Raw genomic sequence first — 15,524 nt, forward strand, 5'->3', positions numbered from 1 at the left:
CATGGTCACCTTTCTGCGCAAACGCGTCCTCTCCAGCGCCGTCCCCCTGGTGTGCGTGGTGCTGGGCGTGTTCTTCCTGGCCCGGATGACCGGCAACCCGGTCGACCTCTACCTCCCGCTGAGCGCCACCGCCGAACAGCGCGCGGAGTTCTCCGCCGCGCAGGGCTTCGACCTCTCCGTCCCGGCCCAGCTCTGGAACTACCTCGTCGACGCCGCCCACCTGGACTTCGGCACCTCGCTGCGGACCGGACAGTCCGCCACCGAGATGGTCTTCGACGCCTTCCCCGTCACCCTCCAGCTCGCCGGCGTCACCATGCTCCTCGCGGTCACCGGCGCGGTGCTGATCGGCAGCCTGGCCGCCTACCGGCCCAACTCCCCGGTCGACCGGATCGCCAGCCTGCTGTCGATGACGGCCGCCAGCATCCCCGACTTCTGGTTCGCCGTCATGGGCGTCCTCGTCTTCGGCGTCAGCCTCGACCTGCTGCCCACCTCCGGCACCCTCGGCGGGCCCGAGATCTGGGTGTTGCCCGTCGCGACCCTGCTGATCCGCCCGTTCGGCGTGCTCGTCCAGGTGGTGCGCGGCAGCATGGTCTCCGCGCTCTCCGCGCCCTACGTCAAGATCGCCCGCGCCAAGGGCGCCACACCCCGCCGGGTGATCTTCGGCCACGCCCTGCGCAACGCCGTGACGCCCGTCCTGACCGTCGCCGGCGACCTGACGGTGGGCCTGGTCAACGGCGCCGTCATCGTGGAGACGATCTTCGGCTGGCCCGGCATCGGCAAACTCATGATCGACTCCATCCTCCAGCGCGACTTCGCGGTCCTCCAGGCCGCCGTCCTGATGACCGCGGTGACGATCTTCGCGCTGAACATCCTCGTCGACGTCTGCCACGCGCTGACCGACCCCCGAGTACGCCAGGCGGTGTCGGCGTGAGCGAAGGAGGCATCATGACCACAGCGGAGACCACCACCGCGGACGGGCACGAGGACGCCCCGGAGTCCGCCCCCGTCCGGAAGGGCCCGCCGCGCTGGTGGCGGCTGCTCGGCCGGGACCGGGCCGCCGCCGTCGGAGCCGTCGTCCTCGGCCTGGTCGTCCTGGTCGCCCTCTTCGGCCGGCTGTTCATCGGCGACCACGCACAGCGCCAGGACCTGGACGCCTCCCTGCGGGCGCCCTCCCTGAGCGACGGCTTCCACGGACTGCTCGGCACCGACGTCCTCGGACGCAGCGTGCTGGCCCGGCTGATCGACGCGGCGGCCACCACCCTGTCCGTGGCCGTCCCCGCGGTGCTCTGCTCCCTGGTGATCGGATCGGCGATCGGCCTGTGGGCCGGCTACCACGGGGGCCGCCGGGAGAGCGTGGCGATGCGCGTCGCCGACGTCATCCTCAGCTTCCCCTCGCTGCTCATCGCGGTCGTCGTGCTGTACGTCTTCTCGCCCTCCGCGATGAACATCGTGCTGATCCTCGCCGTGGCCCGCATCCCGGTCTACCTGCGCACCTCCCGCGCGGAGGCGGCCGAGCTGCGCAGCCGCCTGTTCGTCGACGCGGCCCGCACCTTCGGCACCCCCAGCCGGAACATCATCTGCCGGCACATCCTCCCGATCGCCCTGCCGACGCTGCTGACGGTCGCCACCCTCGACTTCTGCTTCGTGATGCTCACCGAGTCCTCGCTGAGCTTCCTGGGCATCGGCATCCAGCCCCCGGACGTCAGCTGGGGCCTGATGGTCGCCCAGGGCCGGCAGTACCTGCAGACCGCCTGGTGGATCACCGTGCTGCCCGGACTGGCCATCGTGCTCACCACCGTGTCCGCCACGGTGCTCGCCGCCTGGGCCCGCATCGCCACCGACCCCGCCCAGCGCTGGCGTCTGACGCTGCCCCGCAAGCGCCGCGGAGCCTCCGCCGCCGTACCCCCGGAGATGATCCCGTGACGACCACATCCGCACCCGCCCCGTCCGCCGCCGGCCCGGCCCTCGACGTCGAAGGGCTGTGCGTGGACCTGAGCACGGCCTCCGGGACGGTGCGCGCCGTGGACGGCGTCAGCTTCAGCGTCCGCCGCGGCCGCACCCTGGCCCTCCTCGGCGAGTCCGGCTGCGGCAAGTCGATGACCGCGCTGTCGGTCGTGGGACTGCTCGACCCCGCCGCCTCCGTGACCGGCGGCGCCGTACGGGTCAGGGGCGAGGACACCCTGCGGCTCAGCCCGGCCGAGCGCCGCAGACTGGCCGGCCCCGTCCTGTCGATCGTCTTCCAGGACGCCCTGACCGCCCTCAACCCGGTGCAGCCGGTGGGCCGGCAGATCGGCGAGCCGTTCCGCATCCACCGCGGACTCTCCCGGCGCGAGGCCCGGGAGAAGGCGATCGAGCTGATGACCCGCGTCGGCATCCCCGAGCCGAGGCAGCGGGCCAAGTCCTACCCGCACCAGTTCTCCGGCGGCATGCGCCAGCGGCTGCTGATCGCGATGGCCGTCGCCCTCGACCCCGACGTGCTCATCGCCGACGAGCCGACCACCGCCCTCGACGTCACCGTGCAGGCCCAGATCATGCGGCTGCTGCGGGACCTCCAGGACGAACGGGACATGGCCGTCGTACTGATCACCCACGACCTCGCCGTGGTCGCCCAGCGCGCCGACGACGTGGTCGTGATGTACGCCGGCACGGTCGTGGAGCAGGGCACGGTGCGCGAGGTCTTCGCCGCGCCCCGCCACCCCTACACCCGCGGACTGCTCGACTCCGTCCCCGAGGACGCCGAGCGCGGACAGCCGCTGCCCGCCGTCCCCGGCAGCCCGCCCGAGCTGAGCGCGGTGCCGTCCGGCTGTGTCTTCCAGGACCGCTGCCCGCTGGTGCGGGAGCGCTGCGTGCGGGAACGGCCGTCCCTGCGCGCCACCGGCGACGGACGCTCGGCCGCCTGTCACTTCTCCGAGGAGCTCGACCGTGACTGAGTCCCGCACCACCACCGAGACCGCCGGACACCCGCCGCTGCTGGAGGTCCGCGGTGTCACCAAGAGCTTCGGCGGCGGACGCCGCCGGCTGACCGCCCTGGACGGAGTGGACGTACGGCTCGGCCGGGGAGAGACCCTCGGGCTCGTCGGCGAGTCCGGCTGCGGCAAGTCCACCCTCGCACGGGTGCTGCTCGGGCTGGAACGGCCCGACGCGGGCACGGTCCGCTACGACGGCGTCGACCCGTTCGCCCTGCGGGGCAAGGAGCTGCTGAACTGGCGGCGGCGCGTCCAGATGGTCTTCCAGGACCCCTTCGCCTCGCTCAACGCCCGTATGTCGGCCGCCGACCTGATCGGCGAGCCCTGGCGCACCCACCGGGACGTCGTCCCCGACGCCAGGGCCCGCGAGAAGCGGATCCGGGAACTGCTGTCCCTGGTCGGGCTGCGGGGGAGCGACGCCCACCGCTACCCCAACGAGTTCTCCGGCGGACAGCGCCAGCGCATCGGCATCGCCCGCGCGCTCGCCCTGGACCCCGACCTCATCGTGTGCGACGAACCGGTCTCCGCCCTGGACCTGTCGGTGCAGGCCCAGGTCCTCAACGTGCTCTCCGAACTCCAGTCCCGGCTCGGCGTCGCGTACGTGTTCATCTCCCACGACCTGTCCGTGGTGCGGTACATCTCCGACCGGGTGACGGTGATGTACCTGGGCAAGGTCATCGAACACGGGGAGACCGAGGACGTCTTCGACCGCCCCCGGCACCCCTACACCGCCGCGCTGATGTCGGCCGCACCGGTCCTGGACGCCTCCCGCGCCGCCCACGGCCAGGAGATCCAGCTCAAGGGCGAGATCCCCTCGCCCTTCGACATCCCCTCCGGCTGCCGCTTCCGCACCCGCTGCCCGCACGCCGAGGACAAGTGCGCCACCGAGGTGCCCCCGCTCGCCGTCCGTGGGTCCGAGGGCGACGGTGACGACCACACCGCCCTGTGCCACTTCCCCCTGGAGGCGCGGCCCGCGTGGGCATGACCGGCGCGGAGTTCGCCCTGCTCTCCCTCACGGTGGGCGTCGGCGCGGTGCTCCAGGTGTCCGTCGGCTTCGGCCTGGGCATGATCGCCGCGCCGGTGTTCGCCGTGGTCGACCCCACCCTGGCGCCACCGGTGGTGCTGCTGCTCGCCGCCGGGGTGACGGCGGCGGTACTGGTGCGGGAGCGGGGCTCGGCGGATCTGCGCGGCTGCGGGTGGGCCCTCGTCGGACGCGTCCCGGGAGCGGCAGCGGGCGCGCTGCTCGTGGTGGCGCTGCCGGCGAAGTACCTCGCGCTGCTCATCGCCGGGGTGGTCCTCACCGGCGTCGCGGTGAGCGCGGCGGGGTACGTGCCCCGGGCACGGCGCTCCTCGGTGTTCCTGGCCGGGATGGCGTCGGGGCTGATGGGCACGGCGACCTCCATCGGGGGCCCGCCGATGGCGATGGTGTGGCAGCGGCTGAGCGGACCGCGGCTGCGGGCCACGATGAGCGCGTTCTTCCTGGCCGGCTCGCTGATGAGCCTGGTCGCGCTGGGTGCGGCGGGGGCGGTGGGCGCGCACACGTTCCAGCGCACGGTGCTGCTCGCGCCGGCGGCGGTCGCCGGCGTGCTGCTCGCCGGCCCGCTGACCCGGCGGCTGAACGCGCGCCACACACGTACGGCCGCCATGGCGCTCGCGGTCGCCGGCGCGGCGGGGCTGGTGGTGCAGCAACTGAGGCCTTAGGCGGCCTGAGCACCTCCTAAGGCCCCGCGCCGGCCGGAAGATACGGAACCCTCCCGATGTGGCGGACCCGCCTCGGAGACGAAGGTGGAGACATCGCGGAAAGCGATGACCGACACCGACTCCTCCGGGGGGAACACACCATGTTCGAGTACGCACTCCACCGACTCCACCACGACGACCTCGTCCGTCAGGGGGAGGAGCACCGCCTGGCCCGGGAAGCCGCCCGCCTCCGCCGCACCACCGCCCCCCGAGACACCGAGGCGGAAAGCCATCCGCGCCGCCACTGGTTCGCCCGAGCCGCATGACCACGGGGCGGCGACCGCACGGGGGTCGGCCGCCGCCCCGCCGCCCCCACCGCTCCCGCGGGCAGTCGTGCCTCCCCCAGTGCCTCAAGGGCCTGGGAGGTACCCCCAGGGCGATGGGGGTCCCCCCGCTCGAGCGAAGCCGAGAGTGGGGGAGAAGCCGAGAGTGGGGGAGGCACCCCGCAAGCGCCGGGCCGCGCGACCACCCCCGCCCAGCGCCAACGCGGGTCACCAACACAAGCGCCGGTCCGCAGGACCACCCTCCCTGCCCAGCCCCCACACCGCGCACCCCATGAGCGCCGGTCCGCAGGACCACCCCCGCGCACCGGAAAACCGGTGACCCGCCGCCGGAAGGGCATGACATGCTCAGGACCGTGGAGACCAAGTCCGTCAGTCCCGTGTTCGTGGGCCGCAACACCGAGCTCGACACACTGAACACCGCCCTCACCCGAGCCGCCACCGAGCCCCAGGCCCTGCTCATCGCAGGCGAGGCCGGCGTGGGGAAGACCCGCCTCGTGGAGGAGTTCGCCGCCGCGGCCCGCCGCCGGGGCGCGATCGTCGCCCTCGGCGGCTGCGTGGAGATCGGCGCCGACGGACTCCCCTTCGCCCCCTTCTCCACCGCCCTGCGCCAACTCCGCCGCGAACTGCCCGACCAGCTCGCCGCCGCCGCCTCGGGCCAGGAGGAGGAACTCGCCCGCCTGCTCCCCGAGATCGGCACCGCCGCCCGCGAGGCCCGCCGCGACGAACAGGGCGTGGCCCGCCTCTTCGAGCTCACCGCCCGCCTGCTGGAGCGCGTCGCCGCCGACCACACCGTCGTCCTCGCCCTGGAGGACCTGCACTGGGCCGACGCCTCCACCCGCCACCTGCTCGCCTACCTCTTCCGCACCCTGCGCACCGGCCGCCTCGTCGTCCTCGCCACCTACCGCTCCGACGACATCCACCGCCGCCACCCCCTGCGCCCCCTCCTCGCCGAACTCGACCGGCTCCGTACGGTCCAGCGCGTCGAACTCGGCCGCCTCAACCGCGAGGAGGTCGGCCGGCAGATAGCCGGCATCATCGCCCGCGAACCCGACCCCGCCCGCGTCGACGACATCTTCGAACGCTCCGACGGCAATGCCTTCTTCGTCGAGGAACTCGCCGTCGCCTCCGACGAGGGCTGCTGCACCGGCCTCACCGACTCCCTGCGCGACCTCCTCCTCGTCAGGGTCGAGGGTCTGCCGGAGAGCGCCCAGCGGGTCGCCCGGATCGTCGCCGAGGGCGGCTCCACCGTCGAGGACCGGCTGCTGGCCGCCGTCGCCCGCCTCACCGAGGACGACCTCATCGAGGCCCTGCGGGCCGCCGTCAACGCCAGCATCCTCACCCCCGCACCCGACCGCGACGGCTACCGCTTCCGCCACTCCCTGGTCCGCGAGGCCGTCAGCGACGACCTGCTGCCCGGAGAACGCTCCCGTCTCAACCGCCGCTACGCCGAGGCCCTGGAGGCCGACCCCACCCTGGTCCCCGCCGACGAGCGGGTGACCCGCCTGGCCAGCTACTGGTACCACGCCCACGACGCGGCCAAGGCCCTGCCCGCCGTCCTCGACGCCTCCGTCGAAGCCCGCCGGCGCCACGCCTACTCCGAGCAACTGGGCCTGCTGGACCGGGCGATGGAGCTGTGGGACGCCGTCCCCGACGCCGTACGGGCCACCCTGCGCCCCCTCGACTACGCCGAGGCCTACCCTCCCTGCGGCTGCGACCCCGAGACGACTCCGCTGCGCTACCTCGACCTGATGGCGGAGGCCGCCGTCGCCGGACGCCTCTGCGGGGAACGCGAACGCTCGATGAAGATCACCAAGCGGGCGCTGCGCCTCCTCGACGAGGACCCGGACCCCCTGCGCGCCGCCTGGTTCTGGGTGCAGCGCTCCCGGCTCACCCAGGCCCTCGCCCGCGGCGACGGCTGGGCCGAACTCGGCACCGCCCAGGACCTGGTGCGCGGACTGCCCCCGTCCGAGGTGCACGCCGAGGTCCTCGCCTCCGCCGCCAGCTGGTCCATGCTGCACGACCCCGGCCCGGACGCCATGGCCGCCGCCGAACGCGCCGTCGAGTACGCCCGCATGGTCGGCGCCCACGACATCGAGCTCAACGCCCGGCTCACCCTCGGCGGCCTCATGGTCGACGCCGGTGACATCGACACCGGGCTCGCCGAGATGTACGAGGTCAAGGACCGGGCGACCGAACTGGGCATGGACATGGTGGTGGCCCGCGCCCATGTGAACCTCCCGTCCGTCCTGGAAGGCGTCGGCCGCTCCGAGGAGGCCGCCGGGCTCCTCCACGAAGGCGTCCACCTCGCCCGCAGGCTCGGACTGCTGGACTCCGAGGGCTGGGTGTGGGGCAACCTCGCCGAGTCCCTCCACACCCTCGGCCGCTGGGACGAGGCGGCCCGCGCCGCGGCCAACGCCCAGCGTCTCGAACAGAGCGCCAAGCCCCGCGCCGGGGGCTCCATGCGCCTGGCGTATCTCGCGTACGACCGTGGGGACATGGCCGAGGCGGCCCGCCGGCTCGCCGACGCCCGCGCCTTCTTCGGCACCCACGACCCGATGCCGCAGTACGCCCTCCCCATGAAGTGGGTCGCCATCGGCATCGCCGCCGCCGAGGACCGCCTCCCCGACGCCCGCGCCGAACTGCTGGCCGCCCTCGACACCGGCCTCCCGCCCGGCACCCAGCGCTACGGCTGGCCCCTGCTGCTCGCCGCCACCACCGCGGAGGCCGACGCCCACGGCGCCCCGGCGACCGAGCCCGGCCGCCCGGAGATCCTGGACCGGATCCGCGCGGCGGCCAGGACCCTGGCGACCGGCGTGCCCGTATGGCAGGCGTACGACCTGTGGCTGCGCGCCGAGCTGCTGCGCGCCGAGGGCAGGACCGCGCCGGACGCGTGGTCCGCGGCCGTCGCGGCGGTCGAGCCACTGGAACGGCCCTACGACCTCGCACGCGTCCGGTTCCGGCTCGCCGAGGCGCTGCTCGCCACCGGCGCGGGCGACGACGAGCGCGCCCGCGCCACGGAACTGCTGCGGCTGGTGACCGCCGTCGCCGACCACCTCGGCGCCGCACCGCTGGCCCGGTCCGCCACGCTGCTGGCGCAGCGCGCCCGCCTCGCACTGCCCTCCGCCACCCGCGAGCCGGCCCCCGCCGCCCCGGCCGACACGCTCGGCCTCACCAGCCGCGAGCACGACGTCCTGCGCCTGGTGGCCGCCGGCCACACCAACCGCCGTATCGCCGAGGCACTCTTCATCTCCCCGAAGACGGCCAGCGTCCACGTCTCCAACATCCTCGCCAAGCTGGGCGTCTCCGGGCGGGGCGAGGCGGCGGCGGTGGCACACCGGCTCGGGCTGTTCGCGGCGGAGACGGATGAACGGCTGGCGGCGGGATAATAGGTGTGCGATCCATTCGTCCCTGGGGAGGGGAGCGATGTTCAACGCTTTCGAGGAACTGTTCGCCCCTGGCCGTAAACACACCCGCGACGAGCAGAAGCGCCTGGAGCTGACCCGGGAGGACGTCGGCGACGCCGACCCCGGACGCGGGCCGATAGACCTCGCGTCCGGAAAGGTCACCGTGCGCCCGCCGGCCGCCCCGGAGGAGGAACCCGACGAGACGTGAGCGCCGCCTAGCTCACCTCCAGCTCCAGGATCCGGTCGTCGCCCTCCTTCGGGCTGCCGCGGCCGTCCGTGTTGCTGGTGACCAGCCAGAGTTTGTTGCCGCCCGCCGGGGCCACCGTGCGCAGGCGGCCGTACTCGTCCTCCAGGAAGGCCTCCGGGTCCGCCGAGGCCTCCGTGCCCTTCAGGGGTATGCGCCACAGCCGCTCGCCGCCCAGGCCGGCCATCCAGATCGAGCCCTCGGCGTAGGCGATACCGCTGGGGGAGGCCTCGTCCGTGGTCCACTGGTCGACCGGGTTGTGGAAGCCGCCGTCGTCCGACTCGCCCTCCGCCTCCGGCCAGCCGTAGTTGTCACCGGGCTTGATCGCGTTCAGCTCGTCCCAGGTGTCCTGGCCGAACTCCGAGGCGAACAGCCGCTGTTCGGCGTCCCAGGCCAGCCCCTGCACATTGCGGTGGCCGTACGAGTACACCGCGGAGTCGGGGAACGGGTTGCCCGGGGCCGGCTCGCCCTCCGGGGTCAGCCGCAGGATCTTGCCGCCCGGGGACTCCTTGTCCTGGGACAGACCCGTGTCACCGCTCTCGCCCGTGCCCGCGTACAGCATCTTGTCCGGGCCGAAGGCGATCCGGCCGCCGTTGTGGACCTCGCCCTTGGGGATGCCCCGGAAGACCGTGTCCGGCGCGCCGAGCTGCTCACCGGACGGCTTCTCCTCGTCGTAGATCATGCGGACGATGCGGTTGTCGGAGGCCGAGGTGAAGTACGCGTAGATCATGCGGTCCGAGGCGTACTCGGGGGAGAGGGCGATGCCGAGCAGGCCGCCCTCGCCGGACGGAGACACCCCGGGCACCTCGCCCAGCTCGGTCTTCTCGCCGGTCCTGCCGTCGACCCGGGTGATCGTCGCCTCGTCCCGGGAGGAGACCAGCAGGTCGCCGTCGGCCAGCGGGGCCAGGCCCCAGGGGGTGCTCAGGCCCGTGGTCACCGTGCGGACCACCTTCACCGAGCCCTTCGCGGGCGGCGTCTCCTCCGCGCTCCCCTCCGGCGACGACGACCTCGGCGCCGTATCGCTCGGGGTGGCGCCTGCGTCCGAGCCGCCCGGCGGTCCCCCGTCGTCGGAGGAGCAGCCGGCGGTCAGCAGGAGCGCGGCGGCGGCCAGTACGGCCGTCACGGCTCGTCGTTGCACGATCTCGTCCCTTCGACGCGGCGGGTCCTACCTGTCATACACCGCTCGTGCCTCCGAAGTTCCCGATCGCGGAACCCCGAACCGCCGGATCGCCGCCGCCGGTCCGGCGGTCAGTCCCACGACCCCTGCGCCGCGGGCAGCTCCGCGATCTCCGCGAGGTCGCGCTCCGTCAGGCGCAGGTCCACCGCGGCCGCGTTCTCCACGACCCACCGCTCCCGCTTGGCGCCGGGGACCGGGATCACCTGGGGGCCCCGGCCCAGCACCCAGGCCAGCGCCACCTGCGCCGGGGTGACGTGCTCGCCGTGCCGGCGGGCGACGCGGCGCAGGCCGGCCACGATCGGCTGGTTCGCGGCCATCATCTCGGCCGTGAAGCGGGGGTGCCGGGCGCGCAGGTCGTCCGCCTCGAAGCCCACGCCGGGCGTCAGCGTCCCGGTCAGGAAGCCGTTGCCCAGCGGCATCGCCGCCAGGAAGCCGACGCCCCGCGACGCGCACCACGGCAGCAGCGCCCGCAGCGCCTCCGGCGACCACACCGACAGCTCCGCCTCCACCGCGCTCACCGGGAAGACCTGCTGCACCCGCTCCAGCTGCCCGATCGTCGTGTCGTGCAGCCGCGCCCCCGGCCGCCGCGCCGAACGCGCCCCCACCGCGCACAGCCCCAGCGCCCGTACCTTTCCCGCCCGCACCAGCTCCGCCATCGCACCCCAGGTCTCCTCGACCGGGACCTCCGGGTCGGCGCGGTGCAGTTGGTAGAGGTCGATGACATCGGTCTGGAGCCGGCGCAGCGACGCGTCGCAGGCCCTTCTCACGTAGCCGGGGCGGCCGTTGGCCACGATGTGCTGGTCGCCCACCAGCAGCCCGACCTTCGTGGACACGAAGGCGTCGGAGCGCCGCTCCTTCAGCACCCGCCCGAGCAGCAGCTCGTTGGTGAACGGACCGTACATGTCGGCGGTGTCGAGGAGCGTCGAGCCCGCGTCCAGCGCCCGGTGCACCGCCTTGAGCGACTCCTCGCCGCGCTGCCGGGACGTGCTGTAGCCCCAGCTCATCGGCATGCACCCGAGTCCGACGGCCCCCACCGCGAGCGCCCCCGCGCCGATCGTCCTGCGCTCCACCTGGTCGTGACCCTCCCTCTCCGGCCCCCCAACCTAACCTCTGCGCTCCCGCACTCCTGAACTAGCCTCCGAACCATGAACGCTGCTGACGTATGGCTTCCCATCCCGCCGGACGAGATCGAGGGCCTTCCCGAGGGGCCGCACTACCGTTTCTGGGACGGGGGTGAGGAGTTCCCCGCCGACCCGGCCGACTGCGTCTTCTACGTGGTGCCGTACATGAAGCCCGCCGGGGTCGGTGTGCGGCCGATGCCCCTGATGCGTTCCGTGCGGGTCGTGCAGACCCTGTCGGCCGGCACCGACCACGTGGAGCCCGGTCTGAGGCACCTGCCCGCCGGCGTACGGCTGTGCAACGCGCGCGGTGTGCACGAGGCCAGCACCGCCGAGCTCACGCTCGCGCTGATCCTGGCCTCCCTGCGGGGCGTCCCCGATTTCGTGCGGGCACAGGACAAGGGGGAGTGGCGCGGCGGGTTCCGGCCCGCGCTCGCCGACAAGAACGTGCTCATCGTGGGGTACGGCTCGATCGGCGCGGCCATCGAGGACCGGCTCGTTCCGTTCGAGCTCGCGCGGGTGGCGCGCGTCGCGCGCTCCGCACGCACCACGGAGCGCGGTCCGGTGCACCCGCTCACCGAACTGCCCGCCCTGCTCCCGGAGGCGGACGTCGTCGTCCTCTCCACGCCGCTGACCGAGACCACCCGGCACCTCGTGGACGCCGGATTCCTGGCCCGGATGAAGGACGGCGCGCTGCTGGTGAACGTGGCCCGCGGGGGCGTCGTCGACACCAAGGCGCTGCTCACCGAGCTGGAGAGCGGCCGCATCACCGCGGCCCTCGACGTCACCGATCCCGAACCGCTGCCCTCGGATCACCCCTTGTGGCGGGCCCCGGGCGTCCTCGTCACCCCGCACGTCGGCGGACCCACCTCCGCCTTCCGGCCGCGCGCCGAGCGGTTGCTGGTCAATCAGTTGCGCCGTCACCTGAACCAGGAGGAGCCCGGCAACGTGGTCCTGGTGACGGGAGCGGGAGAGCTGTAGTCCACTTCGAGTACCGTCCGCGTTTCTCCGGGCGCGGTGGGTACTCATATATCAGTTGATCGTTACGGAGCGTAGAGAACCTATGTCCCTGAGTGACGATGCTGGTGTATCGTCCCGACAGGGGCCGCGCCGCTGACCATCGGCGTGGGGGCAGGACACTGCGGACAGTGAGGGGGGCGACGGGCGATGCACGGCCTATGGACGAGCGATCCGACGCGGCGGAGCCGTCGGCGACGACCGTGGCGCACGACCGCGCGCTGCCGCGGCCACCACATCCGGTACGGCGGCCCTCATGACGGCCCCGGCCGCCACCCCCACCGGCACGGCAGCCGCGGAAGGCATGCCCACCCGGTGCACCGGCGGCGGAGGGGGTGCCGTTCGGATCTTGCCGGGGGCGCGGGGCCCGGCGCGTGCTCCCCCACCGCCCGAAGGGGCGTGGGCGGTGCCCCCGGCGCGATCCGAACGACACCCGCCGGGGACCCGGGAGCGGAGCGGACCGGGAGGTACCGGTGAGTGCGCCCACCCCCACCTCCACGCTCGACGGAGCGCCGCGGCAGCAGTCCGCGCCGACGGCGCCGGCGGCCGGCGCACCGGCCGTCGGCCGCCGGCCCGGCCCGGCCGCCCAACTCGTTCTCGCCCTGGTCTGCGCGGCCTACGCCGTCGGCGCCGCGTCCGGCTGGGGATCGGAACAACTCGCGCTGATCATGGGTGACTTCGGACTGAGCGCCGCGGCCGGTGCCGCCGCCGTGTCCTGTTTCGTCTACGCCCGCAGCCCCCGCACCCGGTTTCGGCCCGCCTGGCTGATGTTCGGCCTCTCCTCGGCCATGGCCTCCCTGGGCAACCTGGTCTGGGGGTGGTACGAGGTCGTCCTCGGGCTTCCCGTGCCCAGCCCCAGCTACGCCGACCTGTTCTTCCTGTGCTTCGCGCCACCCGCCATCGTGGGACTGCTGGTGCTCGCCAAACGGCCCGTGACCAAGGCCGGCTGGGTCTGTCTCGCCCTGGACGCCTGGCTGATCGGCGGCTCCCTGCTCACCCTCGCGTGGAGCCTCGCCCTCGCCCAGGCCGCGCAGGCCGAGGGGCCAGGCGTCGCGCACACCGCGCTGTCACTGGCGTACCCGCTGCTCGACATCGCCCTGGTCAGCATGGTGCTCGCACTGCACTTCCGGCGCTCGGCGGTCAACCGGTCCGCGGTCAACACCGCGATCGGCGCGCTCGCGCTGACCGTGATGTGCGACGCCCTGTTCACCTCCCCGCTGCTGCACGCCGACTACCGCTCCGGGCAACTGCTCGACGCGGGCTGGTTCGCCGGCTCGCTGCTCCTGGCGTACGCCCCCTGGACCGCGCCCCGTGACGGACGGCCCGAGCGGGAGGGGCACACGCGCGTGGTCCGCGAGCACCTGCCCGGACGGTACGGCACGCCGGACCACCATCACGGCCCGCCGCCCGGCGAGCACACCCGGTACCCGCTCTCCCGGCCCATCGCCGGCTCCCTCGCCGCGCTCACGCCGTACCTCGCCGCGGCCGTATGCACCCTGGGGATCCTCTACAACGTCCTCAACGGCCGCAGCGTCGACCGGGTCGTGCTGCTCACCGGGGGCACCGTGGTGCTCGCGCTCGTCGTGCGCCAGGGCATCATGCTGCTCGACAACATCACCCTCACCCAGGAACTGGCGCAGAAGGAGAACCACTTCCGCTCCCTGGTGCAGGGCTCCAGCGACGTCATCATGATCGCCGCCCCCAGCGGCATCCTCCGCTACGTCTCCCCGGCCGCCGCCGGGGTCTACGGCAGGCCCGCGGAGGAGCTGGAGGGGACCGAACTGGCCGGTCTCATCCACCCGGAGGACCTGGGCTGCGTCGTGCACGAGGTGCGCCGCTTCCTCGCCGCCAGCCCGGTCGAGGAACCCACCACCCGCATCGAGTGCCGCTTCCGATCCGGCGACGGGGGCTGGCTGAACGTCGAGTCGACCGTCAACCGGCACCACGGCGGCCTGATCTTCAACAGCCGTGACGTGACCGAACGCGTGCGGCTCCAGGCGCAGCTCCAGCACAACGCGGAGCACGACCCGCTCACCGACCTGCCCAACCGCGCCCTGTTCACCCGGCGCGTCCAGCAGGCCCTGTCCGGCCGCCGCGCCTCGGACCGCGGGGCCGCCCTCAGAGGCACGGCGGTGCTCTTCATCGACCTCGACGGCTTCAAGGGCGTCAACGACACCATCGGGCACCAGGCCGGGGACGAACTGCTCGTCCAGGCCGCCCGCAGACTCCAGGACGCGGTCCGCAAGGGCGACACCGCCTCCCGGCTGGGCGGCGACGAGTTCGCGGCCCTGATCGTCGGCGACGGCGTCCGTGACCGGGACGCCCGCGAGCGGCACATCGTCGAACTCGCCGACCGGCTGAGAGCGACCCTCTCCCAGCCCTACTCCATCGACGGCAACGATGTCCGGGTCAACGCCTCCATCGGGGTGGCCTTCGCCGAACCCGGCCTCGGCGCGGGCGAACTGCTGCGCAACGCCGACCTCGCCATGTACCGGGCCAAGGCCGCCGGCAAGGGCCGCGTGGAGCTGTACAAGCCGCAGATGCAGCAGGACGTGGTGCGCAGGGCGGAGCTGGCCACCCGGCTGCGCGCGGCGCTGCACCACGGCGAGTTCGCCCTGCTGCACCAACCGGTGGTGTGCCTGGCGGACGGCCGGATCACCTCGGTCTGCGCCCAGGCGCGCTGGCGCTCCTCCCAGGGCGTGCTGTTCACCCCCGCGGAGTTCCTGCGCGTGGCCGAGGACAGCGAGAAGACCGCCGAGCTGGGCCGCTGGGTGCTGGAGGAGGCCGTCGAGCAGGCCGCCGAACGGCACGCGACCGGTCTGCCCGTCCCGGTGGCCGTCCGGCTGAGCGCGCACCGGCTCCTCGACCGGTCACTGCCGCTGGGCTCGATCGAGGCCCTGCTGACCCGGCACGGGCTGCCGTCCGGCTCCCTGGTCGTCGAGCTGGCCGACACCGACCCCAGGGCGTCGCTCGACGAGCTGGAGCGCCGGCTGACCGTGCTCAAGCGGCTCGGCGTCCGGATCGCGCTCGACGGCTTCGGCAGCGGACCCGCGGCGATCACGGCCCTCAGACGGCTCCCCGTCGACGTGCTGAAGCTCGACCGGGGTCTGGTCGACGGCGTGGTGGAGTCCGCGCGGCTGCACAAGATCACCAGCGGGCTGCTGCGGATCGCCGCCGACCTCGGGATGCAGTCCGTGGCCGACGGCGTGGACCTGCCCGAGCAGGTCGCGGCCCTGCGCGCGATGGGCTGCACGCACGGGCAGGGCAAGGCCTTCTCCGGGCCGCTGGACGAGTACCGGCTGCGCAGGGCGCTGGCCGCCGGGCACTACCCGGTGCCGCCCGTACCGGCCGAACCCGTGTTCGTCGGCGGTCACTCCGGTGTGTACTCCACCGGAGTGACCGCCCTACTCCAGGGCGGTACGGCACTGCGCTCACATAATGAGACTCCCGTCCCACCCACTTGACACTGGGTGCGCGCCGGGTGGAGGGTCAGTGCCATGCGCACCCGAATTCTCGTACTTGGAAAGCGCGTCGGCTGACGCTGAGCCTCCACCGCTCAGCGACCACCACCCGG

General features: G+C 73.5%; 12 protein-coding genes. 10 read left to right on the forward strand and 2 right to left on the reverse strand.

The features are described 5' to 3' along the window. The first annotated feature begins 1 nt into the window (after nt 1). From ACZ62B_RS21285 to ACZ62B_RS21320, 8 genes are all read left to right on the forward strand, one after another. Nucleotides 2–931, forward strand: coding sequence for an ABC transporter permease (locus tag ACZ62B_RS21285; protein ID WP_469691698.1), 930 nt, complete (start codon nt 2–4; stop codon nt 929–931). A 14-nt stretch (nt 932–945) separates the two neighbouring features. After that, a complete protein-coding gene (locus tag ACZ62B_RS21290) occupies nt 946–1,923 on the forward strand; it encodes an ABC transporter permease (RefSeq protein WP_344560763.1) in 978 nt (325 codons plus the stop codon). Next, nucleotides 1,920–2,930: an ABC transporter ATP-binding protein gene (locus tag ACZ62B_RS21295; RefSeq protein WP_469691700.1), complete on the forward strand. Its 1,011-nt coding sequence runs from the start codon at nt 1,920–1,922 to the stop codon at nt 2,928–2,930. Before ACZ62B_RS21290 ends, ACZ62B_RS21295 begins: the two co-directional genes overlap by 4 nt. Beyond that, nucleotides 2,923–3,951 (forward strand): ABC transporter ATP-binding protein, encoded by a 1,029-nt coding sequence (locus tag ACZ62B_RS21300; protein ID WP_469691702.1) that lies wholly within the window; start codon nt 2,923–2,925, stop codon nt 3,949–3,951. The genes ACZ62B_RS21295 and ACZ62B_RS21300 overlap by 8 nt, the downstream gene beginning before the upstream one ends. Then, complete coding sequence (locus tag ACZ62B_RS21305; protein WP_344560819.1) at nt 3,948–4,667, forward strand: sulfite exporter TauE/SafE family protein; 720 nt, start codon at nt 3,948–3,950, stop codon at nt 4,665–4,667. Before ACZ62B_RS21300 ends, ACZ62B_RS21305 begins: the two co-directional genes overlap by 4 nt. 140 nt (nt 4,668–4,807) lie before the next feature. Further along, nucleotides 4,808–4,972, forward strand: a complete 165-nt coding sequence (locus ACZ62B_RS21310; protein WP_344560760.1) for a hypothetical protein — start codon at nt 4,808–4,810, stop codon at nt 4,970–4,972. Nucleotides 4,973–5,331: 359 nt separating this feature from the next. Continuing rightward, nucleotides 5,332–8,376 carry a helix-turn-helix transcriptional regulator gene (locus tag ACZ62B_RS21315; RefSeq protein WP_469691705.1) on the forward strand — a complete coding sequence of 1,015 codons (3,045 nt, stop codon included), beginning with the start codon at nt 5,332–5,334 and terminating at the stop codon, nt 8,374–8,376. A 37-nt stretch (nt 8,377–8,413) separates the two neighbouring features. Further along, entirely contained in the window at nt 8,414–8,602 is a 189-nt protein-coding gene (locus ACZ62B_RS21320) for a DUF6191 domain-containing protein (protein WP_344560758.1), read from the forward strand. Nucleotides 8,603–8,609: 7 nt separating this feature from the next. Here the strand turns inward: ACZ62B_RS21320 and ACZ62B_RS21325 are convergent, their stop codons facing one another. Together ACZ62B_RS21325 and ACZ62B_RS21330 are read right to left on the reverse strand one after the other, a co-directional pair. Continuing rightward, on the reverse strand, nt 8,610–9,776 hold the full coding sequence (locus tag ACZ62B_RS21325; protein WP_344560757.1) for a PQQ-dependent sugar dehydrogenase: 1,167 nt from the start codon (nt 9,774–9,776) through the stop codon (nt 8,610–8,612). A 110-nt stretch (nt 9,777–9,886) separates the two neighbouring features. Further along, nucleotides 9,887–10,885 (reverse strand): aldo/keto reductase, encoded by a 999-nt coding sequence (locus ACZ62B_RS21330; RefSeq protein ID WP_344560756.1) that lies wholly within the window; start codon nt 10,883–10,885, stop codon nt 9,887–9,889. 75 nt (nt 10,886–10,960) lie between these two features. Here ACZ62B_RS21330 and ACZ62B_RS21335 point away from each other — a divergent pair, with 75 nt between their 5' ends. Beyond that, nucleotides 10,961–11,914, forward strand: coding sequence for a 2-hydroxyacid dehydrogenase (locus tag ACZ62B_RS21335; RefSeq protein WP_468719710.1), 954 nt, complete (start codon nt 10,961–10,963; stop codon nt 11,912–11,914). A 509-nt stretch (nt 11,915–12,423) separates the two neighbouring features. Further along, nucleotides 12,424–15,414, forward strand: a complete 2,991-nt coding sequence (locus ACZ62B_RS21340) for a putative bifunctional diguanylate cyclase/phosphodiesterase (RefSeq protein ID WP_469691708.1) — start codon at nt 12,424–12,426, stop codon at nt 15,412–15,414. Nucleotides 15,415–15,524: the final 110 nt, after the last annotated feature.

It is taken from the genome of Streptomyces sp. NPDC053426, assembly GCF_055585405.1.